This window comes from Bradyrhizobium sp., from assembly GCF_035935975.1.
GTDB lineage: Bacteria > Pseudomonadota > Alphaproteobacteria > Rhizobiales > Xanthobacteraceae > Bradyrhizobium.
The window spans coordinates 1-17,130 of the sequence record NZ_DASYWN010000050.1 but is presented as its reverse complement, the minus strand read 5'-3'; the positions used below and the strand labels follow the sequence as shown (position 1 = coordinate 17,130).

The following is a 17,130-nucleotide window of genomic DNA, read 5'->3' as shown; positions in this document are numbered from 1 at the left end:
CGCTCCGCTTCAGGTGCCAAAGCTCTTTTGGACCGCCTTGTCGAGTGTCTCGCCGCCGACGAAGCGCTGGCGCAGCTCGCGCTTGAGCAGCTTGCCGCTCGGGTTCTTCGGCAGAGCATCGACGAAGATGACGCGCTTGGGCACCTTGAAATGCGCCATCTGGCCGGCGCAATGCTTGATGACGGATTCCTCGTCGAGCTTCTCGCCGGTCTTGACCACGACGATGGCCGTGACCGCCTCGATCCAGCGCGGATCAGGCAGGCCGACGACCGCGACTTCGGAAACCGCGGGGATGCGATAGACCATCTCCTCGACCTCGCGACTCGCGACATTCTCGCCGCCGGTCTTGATCATGTCCTTGACGCGATCGACCACGGTGATGTGACCCTCGGCATCGACGGTGGCGAGATCACCGGAGTGAAACCAGCCGCCGGTGAACGCCGCCGCGGTCTTGACGGGATCGTTGTAATAGCCGGACAGCAGATGCGGCGAGCGGTGCACGATCTCGCCGACCTCGCCGACCTTGACGTCTTCCATCGCCGTATTGACCACCCGCGTCTCGACATTGAGCACGGGCTTGCCGGCCGAGCCGGCCTTGCGGAGCTGGTCCTCGGGGCGCAGCACGGTCGCGAGCGGGGCGATCTCGGTCTGGCCATAGAAGTTCCAGAACTTGACCTTGGGCAGGCGGCGCTGCAGCTCGAGCAGAACCTCCACCGGCATGATCGAGGCGCCGTAATAGCCCTTCTCGAGCGTCGACAGATCGGTCTTGTCGAAATGCGGCGAGCGCAGCATCGCGATCCAGATCGTCGGCGGCGCGAAGAAGGAGGTGATCTTGTGCGCCTGGATCAGCGCCAGGATGTTGTCGGCAGTCGGCTTGCCTGTGATCACGCCGGAAGCGCCGAGATAGATCTGCGGCCCCAAGAACACGTCGAGCTGGGCGCAATGATAGAGCGGCAGCGCGTGCAGGAATTTGTCGTCCGCACTCATGCCGCCGTCGATGATGCAGCTGACATACTGCCACATCACCGCTTCATGGGTCAGCATCGCGCCCTTGGGCAGGGACTCCGTGCCGCTGGTGTAGACGATCTGCGCGAGATCGCGGCTGTCGACGGACGCCTCCAGGTACGAGCCGTCGGAATGAAGCAGATCGTCGAAGGTGGTGAGACCGGCCGGCGCCGTGGCGGGATCTTCGCCCGGCAGCCAGATCATCTTCTCGACCGCGCAATCCCTGGCGCTCGCGGCCTTCGCCGGCTCGACGAAATCAGGTCCGGTCGCGAGCAGCTTTGCGCCGGAGCTCTTCAGGATGAAATTGATCTCATCCGGATTGAGCATGAAATTGATCGGCACCAGCACCGCGCCGATCCGCGCCAGGGCGAAGCGAAGCGCGGCGAACGCGTGCGAATTGCGCGAGAGCACGGCGAGGCGGTCGCCCTTCTTGACGCCGAGCCCAAGCAGGCCGCGGCCGAGCCGGTTGCAGATCGCGTCCATCTCGGCAAAGGTCCAGCTCACGCTGCCGCAGCTCACCGCAAGCTTGTTCGGCTCGCGGCCCGCCGAGCGGCGCAGGAGATCGCCGATGGAATGCTCACGCGCTTTCGAAATGGTGGCTGCGGTGTCGCCGGTCATGTGTCCCTCCGTATGGTGTCTTTGTCTTCTGGATTTCTTGTTTGAAATCTTGCGTCTTGTTTGTTTGCGCTACCTGCGCCGGGCCGCCTGCGCATGCTCCATGTACATGTGCTCGACGGATCGATCGAGCGAGGCGATCTTCTCGAAGCCGCGCCGCCAGTCCTGCAGATGCCGGCGGGTCCAGAGAACGCCGGCCTCGCGGTCGCGGCGGCGGATCGCGTCGATCAGATGGCGGTGCGCGGCGACGAGGCGCGGACCGCCTTCGGCCACGCCCGTCACGATCATCTCGGTGGTCGGATAGAACAATTGCGCCGCCGGCTCGCGCGCGAGCTGCAGCACGCGGTTCTGCGAGGCCTTGGCCACCAGCACGTGGAATTCGGCATCGCATTCGGCCAGCAGCGCGGGATCGCCGACCACGGCTTCGCTGCGCATCAGATTATCGGCGAGCTCGGCGAGGTTCTCGTCCGTCGCGCGCTCGACCGCACCTTCGATGCTCGCCACCTCCAGCGTCATCGAGGCCTCGTAGAGCTCGCGGAAGGTGACCTCGTGCAGAACCAGCGCGCGGCTCAGCCGGCTTGCGAGCTTGCTGTAGCGCGGCAGACAGGCGTGCAGGCGGCGCGAGGAATCGCGCCGGATCAGCCCGCCCTCCTCCAGCACGCGGATGCCTTCGCGGATGGTCGAGCGATTGACACCGAACTGCCGCACCAGGTCGTGCTCGGTGCCGATGGGATCGCCGGGCTTGATCCGGCCATTGACGATCTCGCGCTCGATGGCGTCGGCGACCTTCTGATAGGCCGGCGCGACATCGATCGGACGGAAGAGCGGCGCGAGGGGCAAATTCAACTCCAATGGCGTTTGTCGGACAAACTATAGGAGCGGCCGGACCACGCGTCAAACGGCAGCATTCATGCCGCATGTGCAGCAAATTGACTCCTGCGGAACCCCGCTCTAACTTTGTCGGACAAAGGGACAGCATAGTCCCGCGCAAGAGGAAACGTATCCATGAGACCTATCGCAGCACTCGTGTCTGCGGCCGGCCTGCTGTCGGCTGCCCTGATCGCCCCCGCCTCCGCCCAGCAGACCCCGCTCAAGATCGGAGTGCTCTCCGATTTCTCTTCGGTCTATTCCGACATCGGCGGCCAGGGGAATGTCGAGGCCACCAAGATGGCGATCGAGGATTTCGGCGGGCAGATGTTCGGCAAGCCGATCGACATGGTCGCGGCCGACGTGCTCAACAAACCCGATGTCGCCTCCACCATCGCCCGCAAATGGTGGGAGACCGAAGGCGTCGACATGATCATCGACCTGCCGACCTCGGCCACCGCGCTCGCGGTGATGGAGCTGTCGAAGCAGTACGAGAAGATCATGATCGTGACGGACGCAGCGAGCTCCGACATCACCGGAAAATCCTGCTCGCCCTACACCGCGCACTGGACCTACGACACCTATGCCAACGCGCACACGGTCGGCAGCGCCATCGTCAAGAACGGCGGCGACACCTGGTTCTTCCTCACCGCCGACTACGTGTTCGGCCATTCGGTCGAGCGCGACACCTCCGACGTCGTGAAGGCGGCCGGCGGCAAGGTGCTCGGCAGCGTCAAGCATCCGCTCAACACCGCCGATTTCTCGTCCTTCCTGCTGCAGGCCCAGGCCTCCAAGGCCAAGATCATCGGGCTTGCCAATGGCGGCGGCGACACCATCAACGCGATCAAGCAGGCCGGCGAGTTCGGCATCGTCGCCGGCGGCCAGAACCTGGCTGCGATCGTGATGTTCATCTCCGACGTGCACAGCCTCGGGCTGAAGCTCGCGCAGGGCCTGATCATCACCGAGGCCTATTACTGGGACCTCAACGACAAGACCCGCGCCTTCGGCAAGCGCTTCCAGGAGCGCATCAAGCGGATGCCGACGATGAACCAGGCCGCGACCTACAGTGCGACGCTGCATTACCTCAAGGCCGTGCAGGCCGCCGGCACCAAGGACACCAAGACGGTGATGGCCAAGATGCGCGAGCTGCCGGTGAAGGATGCCTTCACCGACAACGGCATCCTGCGCGAGGACGGCCGCATGGTGCACAGCATGTACCTGTTCCAGGTCAAGAAGCCCGAGGAATCCAAGGGCCCGTGGGACTATTACAAGCTGCTCGCCGAAGTGCCGGCAGACCAGGCGTTCCGTCCGCTGAAGGATGGCGGCTGCCCGCTCGTGAAGTGAGCACGGATATTCCGTGAGCCGATCTGCTCAACATGGCCCGCCGTCCGCCTGATCGACCAAGGCGGACGGCGGGCCATCGCGACGAGCTGCCCAAAATAGAGACAGACGCCACCGCGCCGTCGTCTGATCTGCATCAAGTTGCGATGCAAAAATCGCTGCAATGTTGAGCCCGCCCGTCGGCGCAAGTCGCCGCCGGACGTTCGTGTCTCAACAATGGGCGCCGCGGCGCGGCGTTATGAACAGATGAACTTCACACCGGGGCGCGTCGTCGCCGCGATCGCCATCCTCCTTGCGGGCGGCGGCTATTATTACTGGCAGCACCGCGTTTCCAACGCGCTTGCTCCGGGCTTCGCCCGCGGCAACGGCCGCATCGAAGCGGTCGAGATCGACATCGCCACCAAGACGCCGGGCCGGATCCGCGAGATCCTGGTCAACGAGGGCGATTTCGTCAGCGCCGGCCAAGTTCTGGCGCGCATGGACACCGAGCAGCTGCAGGCCCAGCGCCGCCAGGCCGAGGCGCAGCTCCAGCGCGCAACGATCAACGTCGAGACCGCAAAGAGCCTCGTCAACCAGCGCGAGGCCGAACGCAAGGCCGCCGAAGCCGTGGTCGACCAGCGCGTCGCCCAGCTCGACACCACGAGCCGCAAGCTCGATCGTTCCGAGCAATTGATCAGAACGAGCGCAGTATCGCAGCAGGTGCTGGACGACGACCGCTCCGCCAACGCCACGGCGAAGGCGGCGCTGGCCGCGGCCCATGCCCAGGTCGCGGCATCGGAAGCCGCAATCAGTTCCTCGCGCGCCATGGTGATCGATGCCGGCGCCTCCGTCGATGCGGCGAAAGCCGCGATCGAAAGCATCAACGCCGATCTCAACGACAGCGTGCTGAAGGCACCGCGCGAGGGCCGCGTGCAATACCGCGTGTCGCAGCCGGGCGAGGTGCTCGCCGCCGGCGGCCGTGTCCTCAACATGGTCGATCTCGGCGACGTCTACATGACGTTCTTCCTGCCGACGGCCGATGCCGGCCGCGTCGCGATCGGCGCCGAGGTCCGCCTCGTGCTCGATGCCATCCCGCAATATGTGATCCCCGCCAAGGCCACCTTCGTCGCCGACGTCGCGCAATTCACACCCAAGACCGTCGAGACCGAGGAAGAGCGCCAGAAGCTGATGTTCCGGATCAAGGCGCATATCGCGCCCGAACTGCTGCGCCAGCACATCGAGCATGTGAAGACCGGCCTGCCCGGAATGGCCTATGTGCAGCTCGACCCGGCCGCGCAATGGCCCGACAATCTCAAGATCAAGCTGACGCGATGAGCGCGACTGCCCCAGGCGATGCCACGGCTGCCGCCGGCAGCGTCGTGCATCTGGACGGCGTGAGCCTGAGCTACGGCAAGACCCGGGCGCTCGATGCCATCACGCTCGACCTGCCGTCCGGCTGCATGGTCGGCCTGATCGGCCCCGACGGGGTCGGCAAGTCGAGCCTGCTCGCCCTGATCGCCGGCGCGCGCGCGATCCAGCAGGGCCGCATCCACGTGCTCGGCGGCGACATGGCGAGCGCGCGCCATCGCCGCAACGTGTGCCCCGACATCGCCTACATGCCGCAGGGGCTCGGCAAGAACCTGTATCCGACGCTGTCGGTGTACGAGAACATCGACTTCTTCGGCCGCCTGTTCGGACACGACAAGGCGGAACGAACCAGGCGCATCGCCGGCCTGTTGCGCGACACGGGGCTGACGCCCTTTGCCGACCGGCCGGCGGCAAAGCTCTCCGGCGGCATGAAGCAGAAGGTCGGCCTGTGCTGCGCCCTGATCCACGATCCCGAATTGCTGATCCTGGACGAGCCGACCACCGGCGTCGATCCCCTGTCGCGCCGCCAGTTCTGGGAATTGATCAGCGCGATCCGCAACGGCCGGCCCGGCATGAGCGTGATCGTCTCGACCGCCTATATGGAAGAAGCCGCGCAGTTCGACTTCTTGATCGCGATGAATGCCGGCCGCGTGCTGGCGACGGGAACGCCCGCCGACTTGCTCCGGCAGACCGGCGCCGCCACGCTCGATGACGCCTTCATCCGCCTGCTGCCGGACACCGACCGCGGCAGCCAGACCGGCGTCGTCATTCCGCCGCGCAGCGCGGACCATGACGAGATCGCGATCGAGGCGGACCATCTCACCCGGCGCTTCAACGGCTTCGTCGCCGTGGACGACGTCAGCTTCCGCATCAGCAAGGGCGAGATCTTCGGCTTCCTCGGCTCGAACGGCTGCGGCAAGACCACGACCATGAAGATGCTGACCGGCCTGTTGCCGGTGAGCGAGGGCAGCGCGCGGCTGTTCGGTAAGCCGATCGATGCGGGCGACATGTCGGTGCGGCGGCGCATCGGCTACATGTCGCAGGGCTTCTCGCTCTATTCGGAGCTGACGGTCAGGCAAAACCTCGACCTGCATGCGCGGCTGTTCGAGCTGCCGGCGGACACGATTGCCGCGCGCATCGCCGAGATGATCGCAAGATTCGAGCTCGCCGATGTCGCGGACGTCTTGCCCGATGCGCTGCCGCTCGGCCTGCGTCAGCGGCTGTCGCTGGCGGTCGCCATGATCCACGCGCCGGACATCCTCATCCTCGACGAGCCGACCTCCGGCGTCGATCCGATCGCGCGCGACCGCTTCTGGCAGATCCTCGCCGAGCTCTCGCGCAAGGACAACGTCACCATCTTCGTCTCCACCCATTTCATGAACGAGGCCGAGCGCTGCGACCGGATCTCGCTGATGCATGCGGGCAAGGTGCTGACCTCGGACACGCCGGCTGCGATCGTGGCCGCGCGCGGCGCCGCATCGCTGGAGCAGGCCTTCATCGCCTGCCTGGAAGAGGCGATCGCTGATACGGCGGATGCATCTGGCCAGCCTGCGGCCGCATCGTCCGAACCGGCCGCGGCAGCGCCGCCGCCGCGCAAGCGCAGCGCGACGTTCAATCCGACCCGCATGCTGGCCTATTCCCGGCGCGAGACGCTCGAGCTGCGGCGCGATCCGATCCGCGCCACGCTCGCGATCCTCGGCAGCGTGCTGCTGCTGTTCGTGCTCGGCTACGGCATCAGCATGGACGTCGAGAACCTGACCTTCGCGGTGCTCGACCGCGACGACAGCGCCATCAGCCGCGACTACAGCCTCCAGATTGCGGGATCGCGCTACTTCACCGAGAAAGCTCCGATCTCCGACTACGCCGATCTCGATCGCCGCATGCGCGCCGGCGAGATCGGCCTCGCCATCGAGCTGCCGCCCGGCTTCGGCCGCGATGTCAGCCGCGGCCGCCATGTCGAAATCGGCGCCTGGGTCGACGGCGCCAATCCGACCCGTGCCGAAACCTTGCGATCCTACGCCCAGGCGATCCACGCGACGTGGCTGGCCCAGAAGGGCCGCGAGCTCTATGGCGAGGCGGCGATTGCCGGCTCCTACCAGCTCCAGCTGCGCTACCGCTACAATCCCGATGTTAGAAGCGTCGTCGCCATGGCGCCCGGCATCATCCCGCTGCTGCTTGTCATGATTCCGGCGGTGCTGGCCGCGCTCGCGGTCGTACGCGAGAAGGAGCTCGGCTCGATCGTGAATTTCTACGTGACGCCGGTGACGCGTCTGGAATTCCTGCTCGGCACGCAATTGCCCTATGTCGTGCTTGCATTCGGCAACTTCCTCCTGCTCGTCGGCTTCGCCCTCGTCGTCTTCGGCGTGCCCTTCACCGGCAGCTTCGCGACCTATGCGCTCGCCGCCCTGCTCTACGTCACAGCCACGACCGGCATGGGGCTGGTGATCTCAGCCTTCATGAACAGCCAGATCGCGGCGCTGTTCGGCACGGTGCTGATCACGCTGATCCCCGCCATCCAGTACTCCGGACTGATCGACCCGGTCTCGTCGCTGCAGGGGTTTGGCGCACTGGTCGGGCGGCTCTATCCGACCACCTATTTCGTCACGATCTCGCGCGGCACCTTCTCCAAGGGGCTGGCGTTCGACACCCTTCACAACGACCTGCTGGCGCTCGCCATCATGGTCCCCGTGCTGATGATCGCCGGCGCGATGCTGCTGAAAAAACAGGCCCGCTGACCATGCGTATCGACAACGTGCTTCAGCTCGGCATCAAGGAATTGCGTGGTCTCGTGCGCGACCCGATGCTGCTCGTGCTCATCGTCTATTCCTTCACGCTGGCGGTCTATTCCGGCGCCAAAGCCCTGCCGGAAACGCTGAACCGCGCCGCGATCGCGGTCGTCGACGAGGACCGATCACCGGTCTCGACCCGCATCGAGATGGCGTTCACCGCGCCCTATTTCTCCGAGCCGCGCCTGATCTCGCAATACGAGATGGACCGGCGGATGGATGCCGGCCTCGACACCTTCGCGCTGGACATTCCGCCGGACTTCCAGCGCGACCTGCTGGCGCGGAAATCGCCGACCATCCAGCTCAACGTCGACGCCACGCGCATCTCGCAGGCGTTCAACGGCGGCGGCTATGTCGAGCAGATCGTCAGCGCGGAGATCGTCGAGTTTCTGGCGCATACGCGCAATGCGCAGACACCGCCAATCGAGCTGGCGCTGAGGGCGCGCTTCAACCCCGAGCTGAAGAAGTCATGGTTCGGGGCGATCGATCACGTGATCAGCTCGATCACCATGCTCTCGATCATCCTGACCGGCGCGGCGCTGATCCGCGAACGCGAGCACGGCACGATCGAGCATCTGCTGGTGATGCCGGTCACGCCGCTGGAGATCATGGCGAGCAAGGTCTGGTCGATGGGCGCGGTGGTCCTGCTCGCCTCGGCCCTCTCGATCGCGTTCGTGGTGAAGGGATGGCTGGCGGTCACGATCGACGGTTCGCTGGCGCTGTTCCTGCTCGGCGCTGCGCTTCAGCTGTTCGCGACCACGAGCATGGGCATCTTTCTGGCCACCGTCGCCGGATCGATGCCGCAGTTCGGGCTGCTGCTGATCATGATCCTGCTGCCACTGCAGACCTTGTCGGGCAGCATGACGCCGCGGGAGAGCATGCCGCAATTCGTCCAGGACATCATGCTGGCGGCACCCAACACGCATTTCGTGATGCTGGCGCAGGCGATCCTGTTCCGCGGCGCCGGCCTCGAGGCGGTGTGGCCGCAGCTGGTCGCGCTCGCGCTGATCGGCAGCGTCTTCTTCCTGATCGCGCTGCGCCGGTTTCGCGCCTTTCTCGCCTAGATTCGGGCCGAACAGCTCAGAGCTTGTGTCCCTTCTGCCGCAGCGCCTCGATCAGGCGCTGCTTCAACTCGTCCGCGGCCCTCTGGCTGACGTCCTGGCTGATCTGCACACTCGCCTGCGCCAGCGCATCGGACTTCTCGAGATATTTCCGGCCCGCAGGCCCGGCATAGAACGCCTCGATCTGGCGCAGCTCATCGACGGTAAAACTCTGGGCATAGAGCGCGGCGATCTGGTCGGTCATCGACGTGAGCGCCGGAGCGTAGATCTCGGCGCCGGGCACCGTCAACGCGTCATAGTCGCGCTCGATCTCCGGCCTGTCCTGCGCGACCACGGGCCGAAGCTTGAGCAGGAGTTGCGGCAGCAATGCGCGGTACTGATCCGCGATCTTCAGCGTGACCACCAACTTGCGCGCAGCAGCCATCGCCTCGGGCGACGGCGCCTGCGCCGAGGCGCCGCAGACGAGCAACAAGAGCGCGCCCGCGATGCTCAACAAACCTCTCGACATTGATCTCTCCGCTCTCCACGAAGTGCACGCTGGCGATGCTCAATGACCGGCCGGCGCGGCGGCGGTCGTCGCCTGCGCGCCGTCAAGGCCCGTATCGACCTCCTCGACTTCCGTCACCTTCACAAACAGGTTCGGCACCTGCTCGGCCCGACCGAGCAGCCAGGCCACACCGATCATGATGACGATGCCCATGCCCGAAACGGCGAGCTGCTCCCAGACGCCCTTGGTGTACTGCGTCAGGATCCAGTGCGCCGAGAACGACAGGAATACGCCGAGGCAGAAGATCGGCAGCGAATGCTGGCCGCAGAGGATGACCGGCCGCAGCCAGGGCGTGTGCAGCGCGCGCCATTTGCGCGAGACGAAATAGGTCACCCAGATCGCCAGCGCCAGGAAGTGGGTGAAGCGCAGCATGTCGAGATCGGTCTTGTCGATCGGATAGATCCGCTTGATCATCCATTTCGGGACCAGCGCCTCGAGCGCCGGGATGTGCCAGGTCATCACGATCAGGAGCGCGAACAACAGCCACGCCGCCGCCAGCGTCATCGCCGCCTTCGACCACACCAAGGTCGCGATCTTCTCGATCTGGCCGATGCCGCACCAGGCCGCGAACACGAACATCAGCTGCCAGCAGAACGGATTGAAGTACCACGTCGTGCCGGGCGGATAGGAGGCGACGTTCCAGTCGAACCAGCGCGACAGCATGTAGAGCACCGCGGACGCCGCAAGCGTCAGGTTCGGCCGGCGCACCAGGCACCAGACCATGAAGGGCGAAGCGAACACCAGCGTGATGTAGAGCGGCAGCACGTCGAGATTGACCGGCTTGTACTTGAGCACGATCGCCTGCCCGATCAGCTCGTCCGGATGCGCCAGGAAATTGAACACGTTGAACTCGTGCTCGTACATCGGATTGTCGAAGCGGCGCGCGGTGCGCGCGATCTGCGCCGTGAACAGCAGGAACAGCATGATGTGGGCGACGTACAACTCGGCTGCGCGCCGCCACAGCCGCTTGAGGGCCGCGAGAAACCAGCCGCCCGCGACGATCGGGCCGTAGATCCAGCCGATCAGGTAGCCCGAGATGAAGACGAAGAACTCGGCGGCGTCGCTGAAGCCGTAATTGCGCAGCGTCAGCCAGGCCACGACGTCGTGCGGAATGTGGTCGAGGAAGATCATCCACAGGCCGATGCCGCGAAACAGGTCGAGCCGCAGGTCGCGCTCGACCGGTGCCAGGAGTGCCGACTGGTCTCGTACGATCATGGCCCCCGCCTCATTCGGTGGGCGTCGCGCCGTCGCGGCGCCGATGAAATCGGATGCTAAAAAATCTAAGTCAAAACGTCGCTTGGCAACGTCACTGGCCCTGCGGCTAGTCCGTCAACGGTAGCTCACCTTGGCGGCCGCGCAAGGGATTTTCGTCGTCACAAGAGGGTGCCACGGCACCTCCTTGCGCCGCACAAGCGACCGTCGCATCGCCGCGATGGCGGCCCATCCCACTGAAACAAAAAAGTCGAAAACAACCCCATGCACAGTAGCCGTCAAGCGTCGCGTCGCCCGGCAAGCCGTTTGACACGTCGGGCAAAACACCGGCACGATGGCACCATCCCGCGATCAACCGCCGGAGAGCGAGCGGCAGGACAGCCGACCGCCCGAACAAGCAGCCAGGATCGAACAAGGAAGCTCCGTTGCCTCCACCGCCTCGCCCGGCCGCGAACGCGCTGCTCGACGGACCGATCCTGCGCACCCTGCTCTCGCTAGCCTGGCCGAACGCACTCGCATTCCTGGCCGGCACCCTGGTTGCGGTCGCGGAGACCTCCTATATCGGCCGGCTCGGGATCGAGGCGCTGGCAGCGATGGCGCTGGTGTTTCCCTGCGTGATGCTGACCATGAGCATGTCCGGCGCGGCCATGGGCGGGGGCGTCGCCTCGGCCATTGCCCGCGCGCTCGGCGCCGGCGATCGCGACCGCGCCGAGAATCTCGCCACCCATGCGCTTTTGATCGCGGTCTTCTTCGGCCTCGTCTTCATGCTGGGCATGCTGACCGGTGGCCGGCACCTGCTGGAATTGCTGGGCGGGCGCGGCGACGTGCTGGCGCAGGCACTTGCCTACAGCCAGGTTTACTTCGGCGGCGCCGTGTTGACCTGGCTGGTCAATACGCAGGCCGGCATCCTGCGCGGCACCGGCAATATGAAGCTGCCCTCGCTGATGGTCGCCAATTCCGCGATCTGCCAGATCATCCTCGGCGGCACGCTGGGTCTCGGCCTCGGACCGGTGCCGCAGTTCGGAATGCCGGGGGTCGCGACCGGGTCGCTGATCGCCTACGCAATCAACATCGCGATCATGAGCTGGTACCTGTTCTCAGGCCGGAGCCGCATCATCCCGCGGCTGCGCGGGTTTCGCATGCAATGGGCGCTGTTTGCCGACATCCTCAAGGTCGGCGTGGTCTCCTGCTTCTCCCCGTTGCAGAATACGCTGACGAACCTCACCCTCACCCACATGCTCGCCATGTTCGGCACGGCCACCCTTGCCGCCTATGGCATCGGTGCACGCCTCGAATATGTGCTGGCGACCATTGCCTTCTCCGTAGGCATCGGCTCCGTGCCCATGATTGGCGTCGCGATCGGGGCAGGACGCATCGCGCGCGCCCGCTGGGTTGCCTGGACCACCGGCCTCGTCGCCGTCATTGTGGTCGGGGCACTCGCGGGCGCGGTCGCCGCCTTTCCAGATCCCTGGGTCAACCTCTTCACCGACGATGCCGGCGCGCGCACCGCCAGCCGGCAATTCCTGCAGATGGTCGCGCCGTTCTACACCTTCATCGGGCTCGCCTCGGCGATGTACTTCTCCTCGCAAGGCGCGGGCAACGTGATCGGACCGGTCCTGGCACAGACCGCGCGATTGCTCTTCATCCTCTTGGGCGGCTGGTATCTCACCGCGCAGGCCGCAACGGCCACGAGCTTTTTCACGCTCACCGCCGGCTCGATGATCGTGCTCGGCGTGCTGTCCTGCGCAGCGGTTGCGTTGACACGCTGGGGGCCGCGCACGGCGGATGCAAAAGGCCAACTGGCGTTGGCGCAAAGCGCCGACAAGTAAGGCACGCATGGTGCGCACAACGAAGCGCGCTTTTGAGTTGTCTTTGTTGACGCCGTTTCTTTTCGAATGATAGCTTTTCACTGCGCAAGATTGGGGGCACGAGCGCTGCTCGTCGTGAGCCGCGTTGCAATTGGAATGTCTCGCTGGCACCCGTGCCTGGTGCGGCCGGGCAATACGGGAGCGATCGATGGGCGGCATCTACGACGATCAACAGTACAAGAACCTGATGAACGGCAACTACTATCCTCTCGAAAACATGAAGAGGAGCGTTGCCAGGCTCAAGGCCTCGAAGCAGATCGACATCGAGACCATGGAGTACGGCCAGTATCAGCCGATCCTGTCGCCGCTCGACACCTGGCCGAACGGCAGTGGCAAGGTTTGGTTCAAAGCGCTCGGCCATGCCCGTCTTCAGCTCACCGCGCAGCCCAACACCACACCGCTGTCGAACGACGAGCGTGTCGTGGTCCCGCCGACGAAATGCGCGCTGCTGGATGCATCGATCCGCAAATGCTTCAACTCGGAGCCGCCGATCCCGATGAAGGCCGACATCACGCAGCATCAGAAGGACGCCCCGAACTCGGACCAGCACGAAATCCGCCTGGTCTGGGAGTACGGCAACGGCGAGGACCAGGCGCCGACGCTGCTCAACCTGACCATGGTTTGCCCCTATGCGGCCAAGCCGCGGCAGGCGGATGCATCAGTCGAGGTTCGGCAGGAGCTCTCCGAGAGATAAGGCGCGCTTCGGCGACACCGTCCTTTGATCTGACGCGGGCCGGCACCTTGCCGGCCCGTGCTCTTTGGGGACCTGGAAAAAACAATCCGCGCGCGCTCCGCGCCGCGACGTGTCCCCCTGTCCCGTCTGTCGTCACGGGCCTGTCGCACGAAGATGGTCCGCTACCTCCCGCATGCGCGCGAGTCGCTTCCATCGAGCGATCGTCGCGCATGGTGACAGGGAGCTGCCGATGCCCGTTGGATTGCTGGAGGTCGAAGGCACCATCGATGTCGGCCAGTTCTGGCCGGCGGGACGGTCGGACGCCGACACCACCAAGGTCATCGTGACCATCGCCCCCGACGCGATCCGTTTCCGCAAGAACGACACCGCGCCGTTCCAGCCGACCCATGTCTTCGACAACGCCAAGGTCAAGGGCCGCACCGCGACGGCGCCGATCAAGAACGGCAAGCTCACCATTCGCCTTCAGGGCATCGACGCACCCGAGCTGCACTACATGCCGTCACCGCTCTCGGCCGCCGAGAAGAAGGGCCTGACGGATGCCAAGCGGCAGGCCTATCACGAGGTCACCCACTCCTACCGGCAATTCCTCGGCGCCACCTCGAGCAAGGCGCTGCATGATTTCCTCAGCGGCGCCGGCGAGGCGACGCTCGCCTGCCGGGTGTTCACCCATGTCGACGCCCCGAACGAGGTGTTCGACACCTACGGGCGACTGGTCGGCGACATCGAGGTGACGATCGCAGGCAAGACGGTCGACATCAACCACTGGCTGGTCGAGCAGGGCTTCGCCTATCCGACGTTCTACTCATCGATGAACGACGACGAGATCAAGGCCTTCCTCGCGCTGGCCAAGCCTGCGCGCACCAAGAAGCTGCCGGTCTGGAAGCACCTTGCGAAAACCATCGGCGCCTTCGACTTCGACCTGCGCGAGCCCAAGAAGAATGAGACCGACGTGCTCGCGACCGACAAGGGCCCGGTGATCCTGCCAAAGCTTTACCGCCGCTACACCAACTGGTCAGCCCGCAAGAAGGCCAAGGTGACGACCCAGAACTTCCAGAAGTTCTTGGGCGAAGGCTCCGGCGGCAAGCCCGACACCTGCTACGAGATCGACGACTTCCTGGACAACGGCGTGCACTCGGCGACGCCAAGGAATTTTGCGGAGTTCGTCGAGGGCGGCAAGACGATCAAGTTTCAGCCGGAGGGGCTGGTGTTCGGGGAAGCACCGTCGTCGCTGGTGGGACCGGACGGGAAGGCGATTAGGGAGTTTTGAGGGAGGCGTTGCGCCAGAAGGCTTATTGCTTGAGAAACGGTACTTTTGGCTCCAATTACGATGAAAGAAGATTACCGCTTACGTGGTGAAGCGCGGGTTAGTTCGATGAACGATCGCCTCGGTGGCTATGGTGCAATGCACATACGGCGAAATTACCGCAGCAATTCATCCAAAACATTCTCGAAATACGCGGGATATACTGCGATTGCCTCGCGCGTGTATTGGCCGTTCGCTTTTATCCAGGCTGTCGCCGTTCCATAGTCAATCACGTCCACAAAGCGAGCGCCGAGATCCTTTGCAATTTCGCGGTCCGAGAATCCTACCTCGTACATCCCAAGAGCTGATGCTGACGCGAGACCGGCCTTCATCTGCCGCTGCAGAAATTTGAATGCTTCACGGAGCACGTCGTTTAGACCATCAGCAAGATCGGCAAGCGTCGCAATGATCATTGCTCCTTCATACCCGAATCCGCCCTCACAAAGCGCCACCGCGTCTTCTATTTTCGGAATGCGGCTATTTCCTCCAATTCTGACATTTCGTTCAGACAGGATACCCAGTATCGCTTCGAAAGGATCACCCCGAACCCAAGCTTGAACGAGATGAGGTACGATGGTCGGATCGGAAAGTGCGGTAATCGTGCCATGCACATTGTGTTGCAACATGGCGGGTATGACGACTTCGAGCAGCCGCCCAGCCTGGGTCGCCTGCAACAATGCCGCTAGATTTACAGTGAGCCATGCTCTCAATGCCTGAACCGATCGAGGAGCAAGCGGCGACCGCCGAAGCGCCGCGCGAACATCGACCGTCTGAGCGCCGGCTAGTAAATTCTTGGCGATGGTTCTGAACAAGTCTTCGATTTGTACCTGCTGAGCATCGTCCGCGAGAAAATGAGCGAGCGTGTTCTTTGCTAGCTCGACAGACCGTTCGGGCAAGCCCGGGGTTTCGAAGTCGAGATGCGCGAGAAGGAACGATGCAATGCCATGCACAATACGAGCCCGCTCTTGCAGAAACCGTATGAAATCGCGGACCTTTACGTTTGGATCGGCGGTGCGCGCAGCCTGCGCAAGTGTGTTCAAGGTTTGTTCGTCATCGGAAAACAGCAAGTGGTGCAGCTGCCCCACATCGACGGATACGGATTGTCCAGGTAAACGGCCGTATACGAAAGGCTTGAATATCTCTGAGATGCTGCTGGCCGATGGTTCAGAATTTGCTGGATCCAACAGTTCCTTTGCGCCAAGCCAACGCCAGCGTTCCCTCCGCTGCCCCTTTTTATCGAAGACCGCGTTGTCTGCAAAGATTACGCTGCCCTCGGTGTGCATCCCCGCACGTCCGGCCCTTCCGATGAGATTGTGGAAGTCTCGGACGAGAATTCTATCTTTCCCCTGGTTCACGCTAGTCACAATCAGATACTTGATTGGGAGGTTGACCCCCTGCGCAAGGGTTGAGGTACAGACGACGAACTTGATCAAGCTCGCCTTCATCGCAAACTCGATGGAAAGACGAAGTCCGTGAGGCACACTAGCGTGGTGTGGAAAAATCCCGAGGGCAGCCGACCGAGTGAGAGCTGCTGCCGCGCCCATTTGACGACCGAAGAGGGCGGCAATCTTGACAACCTCGTTGCCGTCCGAGACAGCGGCGGGACCGGTGAGATCCATGCCTCGCGCGCTCATCGCGGCCGCATCCTCACAAATCTTAGCGGCCGTGTCCTTGCGCCCACAGAAGAGTGCGACGCTTCCTTTTGAGACAAGCTTGAGACCAAGATACAGGCCGACCGAGGGACCGTCTTCTGCCTTCGGGAAGACCCGAGGCGCTCTTTCACGAGGCAAGGCCGGCAGCGTAACCGTCTCAATAACGCGCGGCACGAAGAACTCCCTGTCATCGGGATCGAGTGGATTTACGTATTCAAGCGCGCCAAGCGGATTGCGCCACGTTGCAAACGCGATGCTGCGCGATGTTGGTAACAGTCCGATTCCGTCGACTACCAAGTCCGGATTGCCCAAAAGCCACTCGGAGATGCGGGCCGCGTTGGCGATGACCGCAGAAATCAGAACAATTTGAGTGTTCGTGGCAAGCATCAACTTCAGCGAGGTTAGAAGCAACTCGTACGTCACCCCGCGCGCGCCACTATCGAACTGATGACCTTCATCGTAGACGACAAGACCAATTGTCGCGGCAAGTTCAGGCGTTCGGCGCAAGAGATAAAGAAGCTTTTCAGGCGTTACGATCAAGATCGTCTTTCTGGTCCACAGATCCTCAATTGAAACGTCTGCCTGAAAGCTGTCTGTGGCTTCATTTATAGCAACATTGTCAGTCGCGAATGCTTGGGCCATGTCGCCACGAATATCGTGGCAGAGAGATCTGAATGGACAGACGATTACTGCTAGAGCATTTTCCGACTTGGCGGAATCGGAAGGGATTCCCTTGGGAAGCAAATCGTGATTCACCCTGAGGGCTGGTGATGGAGGCCAGCCCCCATGGCTAAACCACTCTCGCCGGACCTTCGCCTTCGCATTATTCGGG

At 63.6% G+C, this 17,130-nt stretch carries 12 protein-coding genes; 7 read left to right on the top strand and 5 right to left on the bottom strand.

The features are described from left to right. Nucleotides 1-9 precede the first annotated feature (9 nt). Together VGR99_RS29960 and VGR99_RS29955 are read right to left on the bottom strand one after the other, a co-directional pair. Nucleotides 10-1,623, bottom strand: a complete 1,614-nt coding sequence (locus VGR99_RS29960; RefSeq protein ID WP_326903558.1) for an acyl-CoA synthetase — start codon at nt 1,621-1,623, stop codon at nt 10-12. Between the two features lie 69 nt (nt 1,624-1,692). Beyond that, nucleotides 1,693-2,460: a FadR/GntR family transcriptional regulator gene (locus VGR99_RS29955; RefSeq protein ID WP_326903557.1), complete on the bottom strand. Its 768-nt coding sequence runs from the start codon at nt 2,458-2,460 to the stop codon at nt 1,693-1,695. A gap of 165 nt (nt 2,461-2,625) precedes the next feature. Here VGR99_RS29955 and VGR99_RS29950 point away from each other — a divergent pair, with 165 nt between their 5' ends. The 4 genes from VGR99_RS29950 to VGR99_RS29935 all read left to right on the top strand — a co-directional run bounded on the left by VGR99_RS29950 (nt 2,626) and on the right by VGR99_RS29935 (nt 9,025). After that, nucleotides 2,626-3,831, top strand: coding sequence for an ABC transporter substrate-binding protein (locus VGR99_RS29950; RefSeq protein WP_326903556.1), 1,206 nt, complete (start codon nt 2,626-2,628; stop codon nt 3,829-3,831). A gap of 243 nt (nt 3,832-4,074) precedes the next feature. Beyond that, complete coding sequence (locus VGR99_RS29945; protein WP_326903555.1) at nt 4,075-5,142, top strand: HlyD family secretion protein; 1,068 nt, start codon at nt 4,075-4,077, stop codon at nt 5,140-5,142. Next, complete coding sequence (gene rbbA, locus VGR99_RS29940; RefSeq protein ID WP_326903554.1) at nt 5,139-7,910, top strand: ribosome-associated ATPase/putative transporter RbbA; 2,772 nt, start codon at nt 5,139-5,141, stop codon at nt 7,908-7,910. The genes VGR99_RS29945 and rbbA overlap by 4 nt, the downstream gene beginning before the upstream one ends. Before the next feature lie 2 nt (nt 7,911-7,912). Further along, entirely contained in the window at nt 7,913-9,025 is a 1,113-nt protein-coding gene (locus tag VGR99_RS29935) for an ABC transporter permease (RefSeq protein ID WP_326903553.1), read from the top strand. Nucleotides 9,026-9,041: 16 nt separating this feature from the next. On the opposite strand, the gene VGR99_RS29930 is transcribed toward VGR99_RS29935, so the two are convergent. Beyond that, on the bottom strand, nt 9,042-9,530 hold the full coding sequence (locus tag VGR99_RS29930) for a DUF2059 domain-containing protein (protein WP_326903552.1): 489 nt from the start codon (nt 9,528-9,530) through the stop codon (nt 9,042-9,044). Between the two features lie 39 nt (nt 9,531-9,569). After that, nucleotides 9,570-10,784: an OpgC domain-containing protein gene (locus tag VGR99_RS29925; protein ID WP_326903551.1), complete on the bottom strand. Its 1,215-nt coding sequence runs from the start codon at nt 10,782-10,784 to the stop codon at nt 9,570-9,572. A 422-nt stretch (nt 10,785-11,206) separates the two neighbouring features. Between VGR99_RS29925 and VGR99_RS29920 the strand changes: the two genes are divergently transcribed. The 3 genes from VGR99_RS29920 (at nt 11,207) to VGR99_RS29910 (ending at nt 14,610) form a co-directional block, all read left to right on the top strand. Next, the gene (locus tag VGR99_RS29920) at nt 11,207-12,610 is read left to right on the top strand and encodes an MATE family efflux transporter (protein ID WP_326903550.1); all 1,404 of its coding nucleotides are present in this window, start codon (nt 11,207-11,209) and stop codon (nt 12,608-12,610) included. Nucleotides 12,611-12,797: 187 nt separating this feature from the next. After that, a complete protein-coding gene (locus tag VGR99_RS29915) occupies nt 12,798-13,343 on the top strand; it encodes a hypothetical protein (protein WP_326903549.1) in 546 nt (181 codons plus the stop codon). Nucleotides 13,344-13,572: 229 nt separating this feature from the next. Next, a complete protein-coding gene (locus VGR99_RS29910; protein ID WP_326903548.1) occupies nt 13,573-14,610 on the top strand; it encodes a thermonuclease family protein in 1,038 nt (345 codons plus the stop codon). A gap of 152 nt (nt 14,611-14,762) precedes the next feature. Here VGR99_RS29910 and VGR99_RS29905 read toward each other — a convergent pair whose 3' ends face one another. After that, on the bottom strand, nt 14,763-17,054 hold the full coding sequence (locus VGR99_RS29905; protein ID WP_326903584.1) for a DEAD/DEAH box helicase: 2,292 nt from the start codon (nt 17,052-17,054) through the stop codon (nt 14,763-14,765). Nucleotides 17,055-17,130 lie beyond the last annotated feature (76 nt).

Excerpts from the sequence above, each read along its gene's own strand:
- rbbA (WP_326903554.1), top strand. The coding sequence starts at position 5,139 with ATGAGCGCGACTGCCCCAGGCGATGCCACGGCTGCCGCCGGCAGCGTC.
- VGR99_RS29915 (WP_326903549.1), top strand. The coding sequence starts at position 12,798 with ATGGGCGGCATCTACGACGATCAACAGTACAAGAACCTGATGAACGGC.
- VGR99_RS29960 (WP_326903558.1), bottom strand. The coding sequence starts at position 1,623 with ATGACCGGCGACACCGCAGCCACCATTTCGAAAGCGCGTGAGCATTCC.
- VGR99_RS29910 (WP_326903548.1), top strand. The coding sequence starts at position 13,573 with ATGCCCGTTGGATTGCTGGAGGTCGAAGGCACCATCGATGTCGGCCAG.
- VGR99_RS29930 (WP_326903552.1), bottom strand. The coding sequence starts at position 9,530 with ATGTCGAGAGGTTTGTTGAGCATCGCGGGCGCGCTCTTGTTGCTCGTC.
- VGR99_RS29925 (WP_326903551.1), bottom strand. The coding sequence starts at position 10,784 with ATGATCGTACGAGACCAGTCGGCACTCCTGGCACCGGTCGAGCGCGAC.
- VGR99_RS29935 (WP_326903553.1), top strand. The coding sequence starts at position 7,913 with ATGCGTATCGACAACGTGCTTCAGCTCGGCATCAAGGAATTGCGTGGT.
- VGR99_RS29945 (WP_326903555.1), top strand. The coding sequence starts at position 4,075 with ATGAACTTCACACCGGGGCGCGTCGTCGCCGCGATCGCCATCCTCCTT.
- VGR99_RS29950 (WP_326903556.1), top strand. The coding sequence starts at position 2,626 with ATGAGACCTATCGCAGCACTCGTGTCTGCGGCCGGCCTGCTGTCGGCT.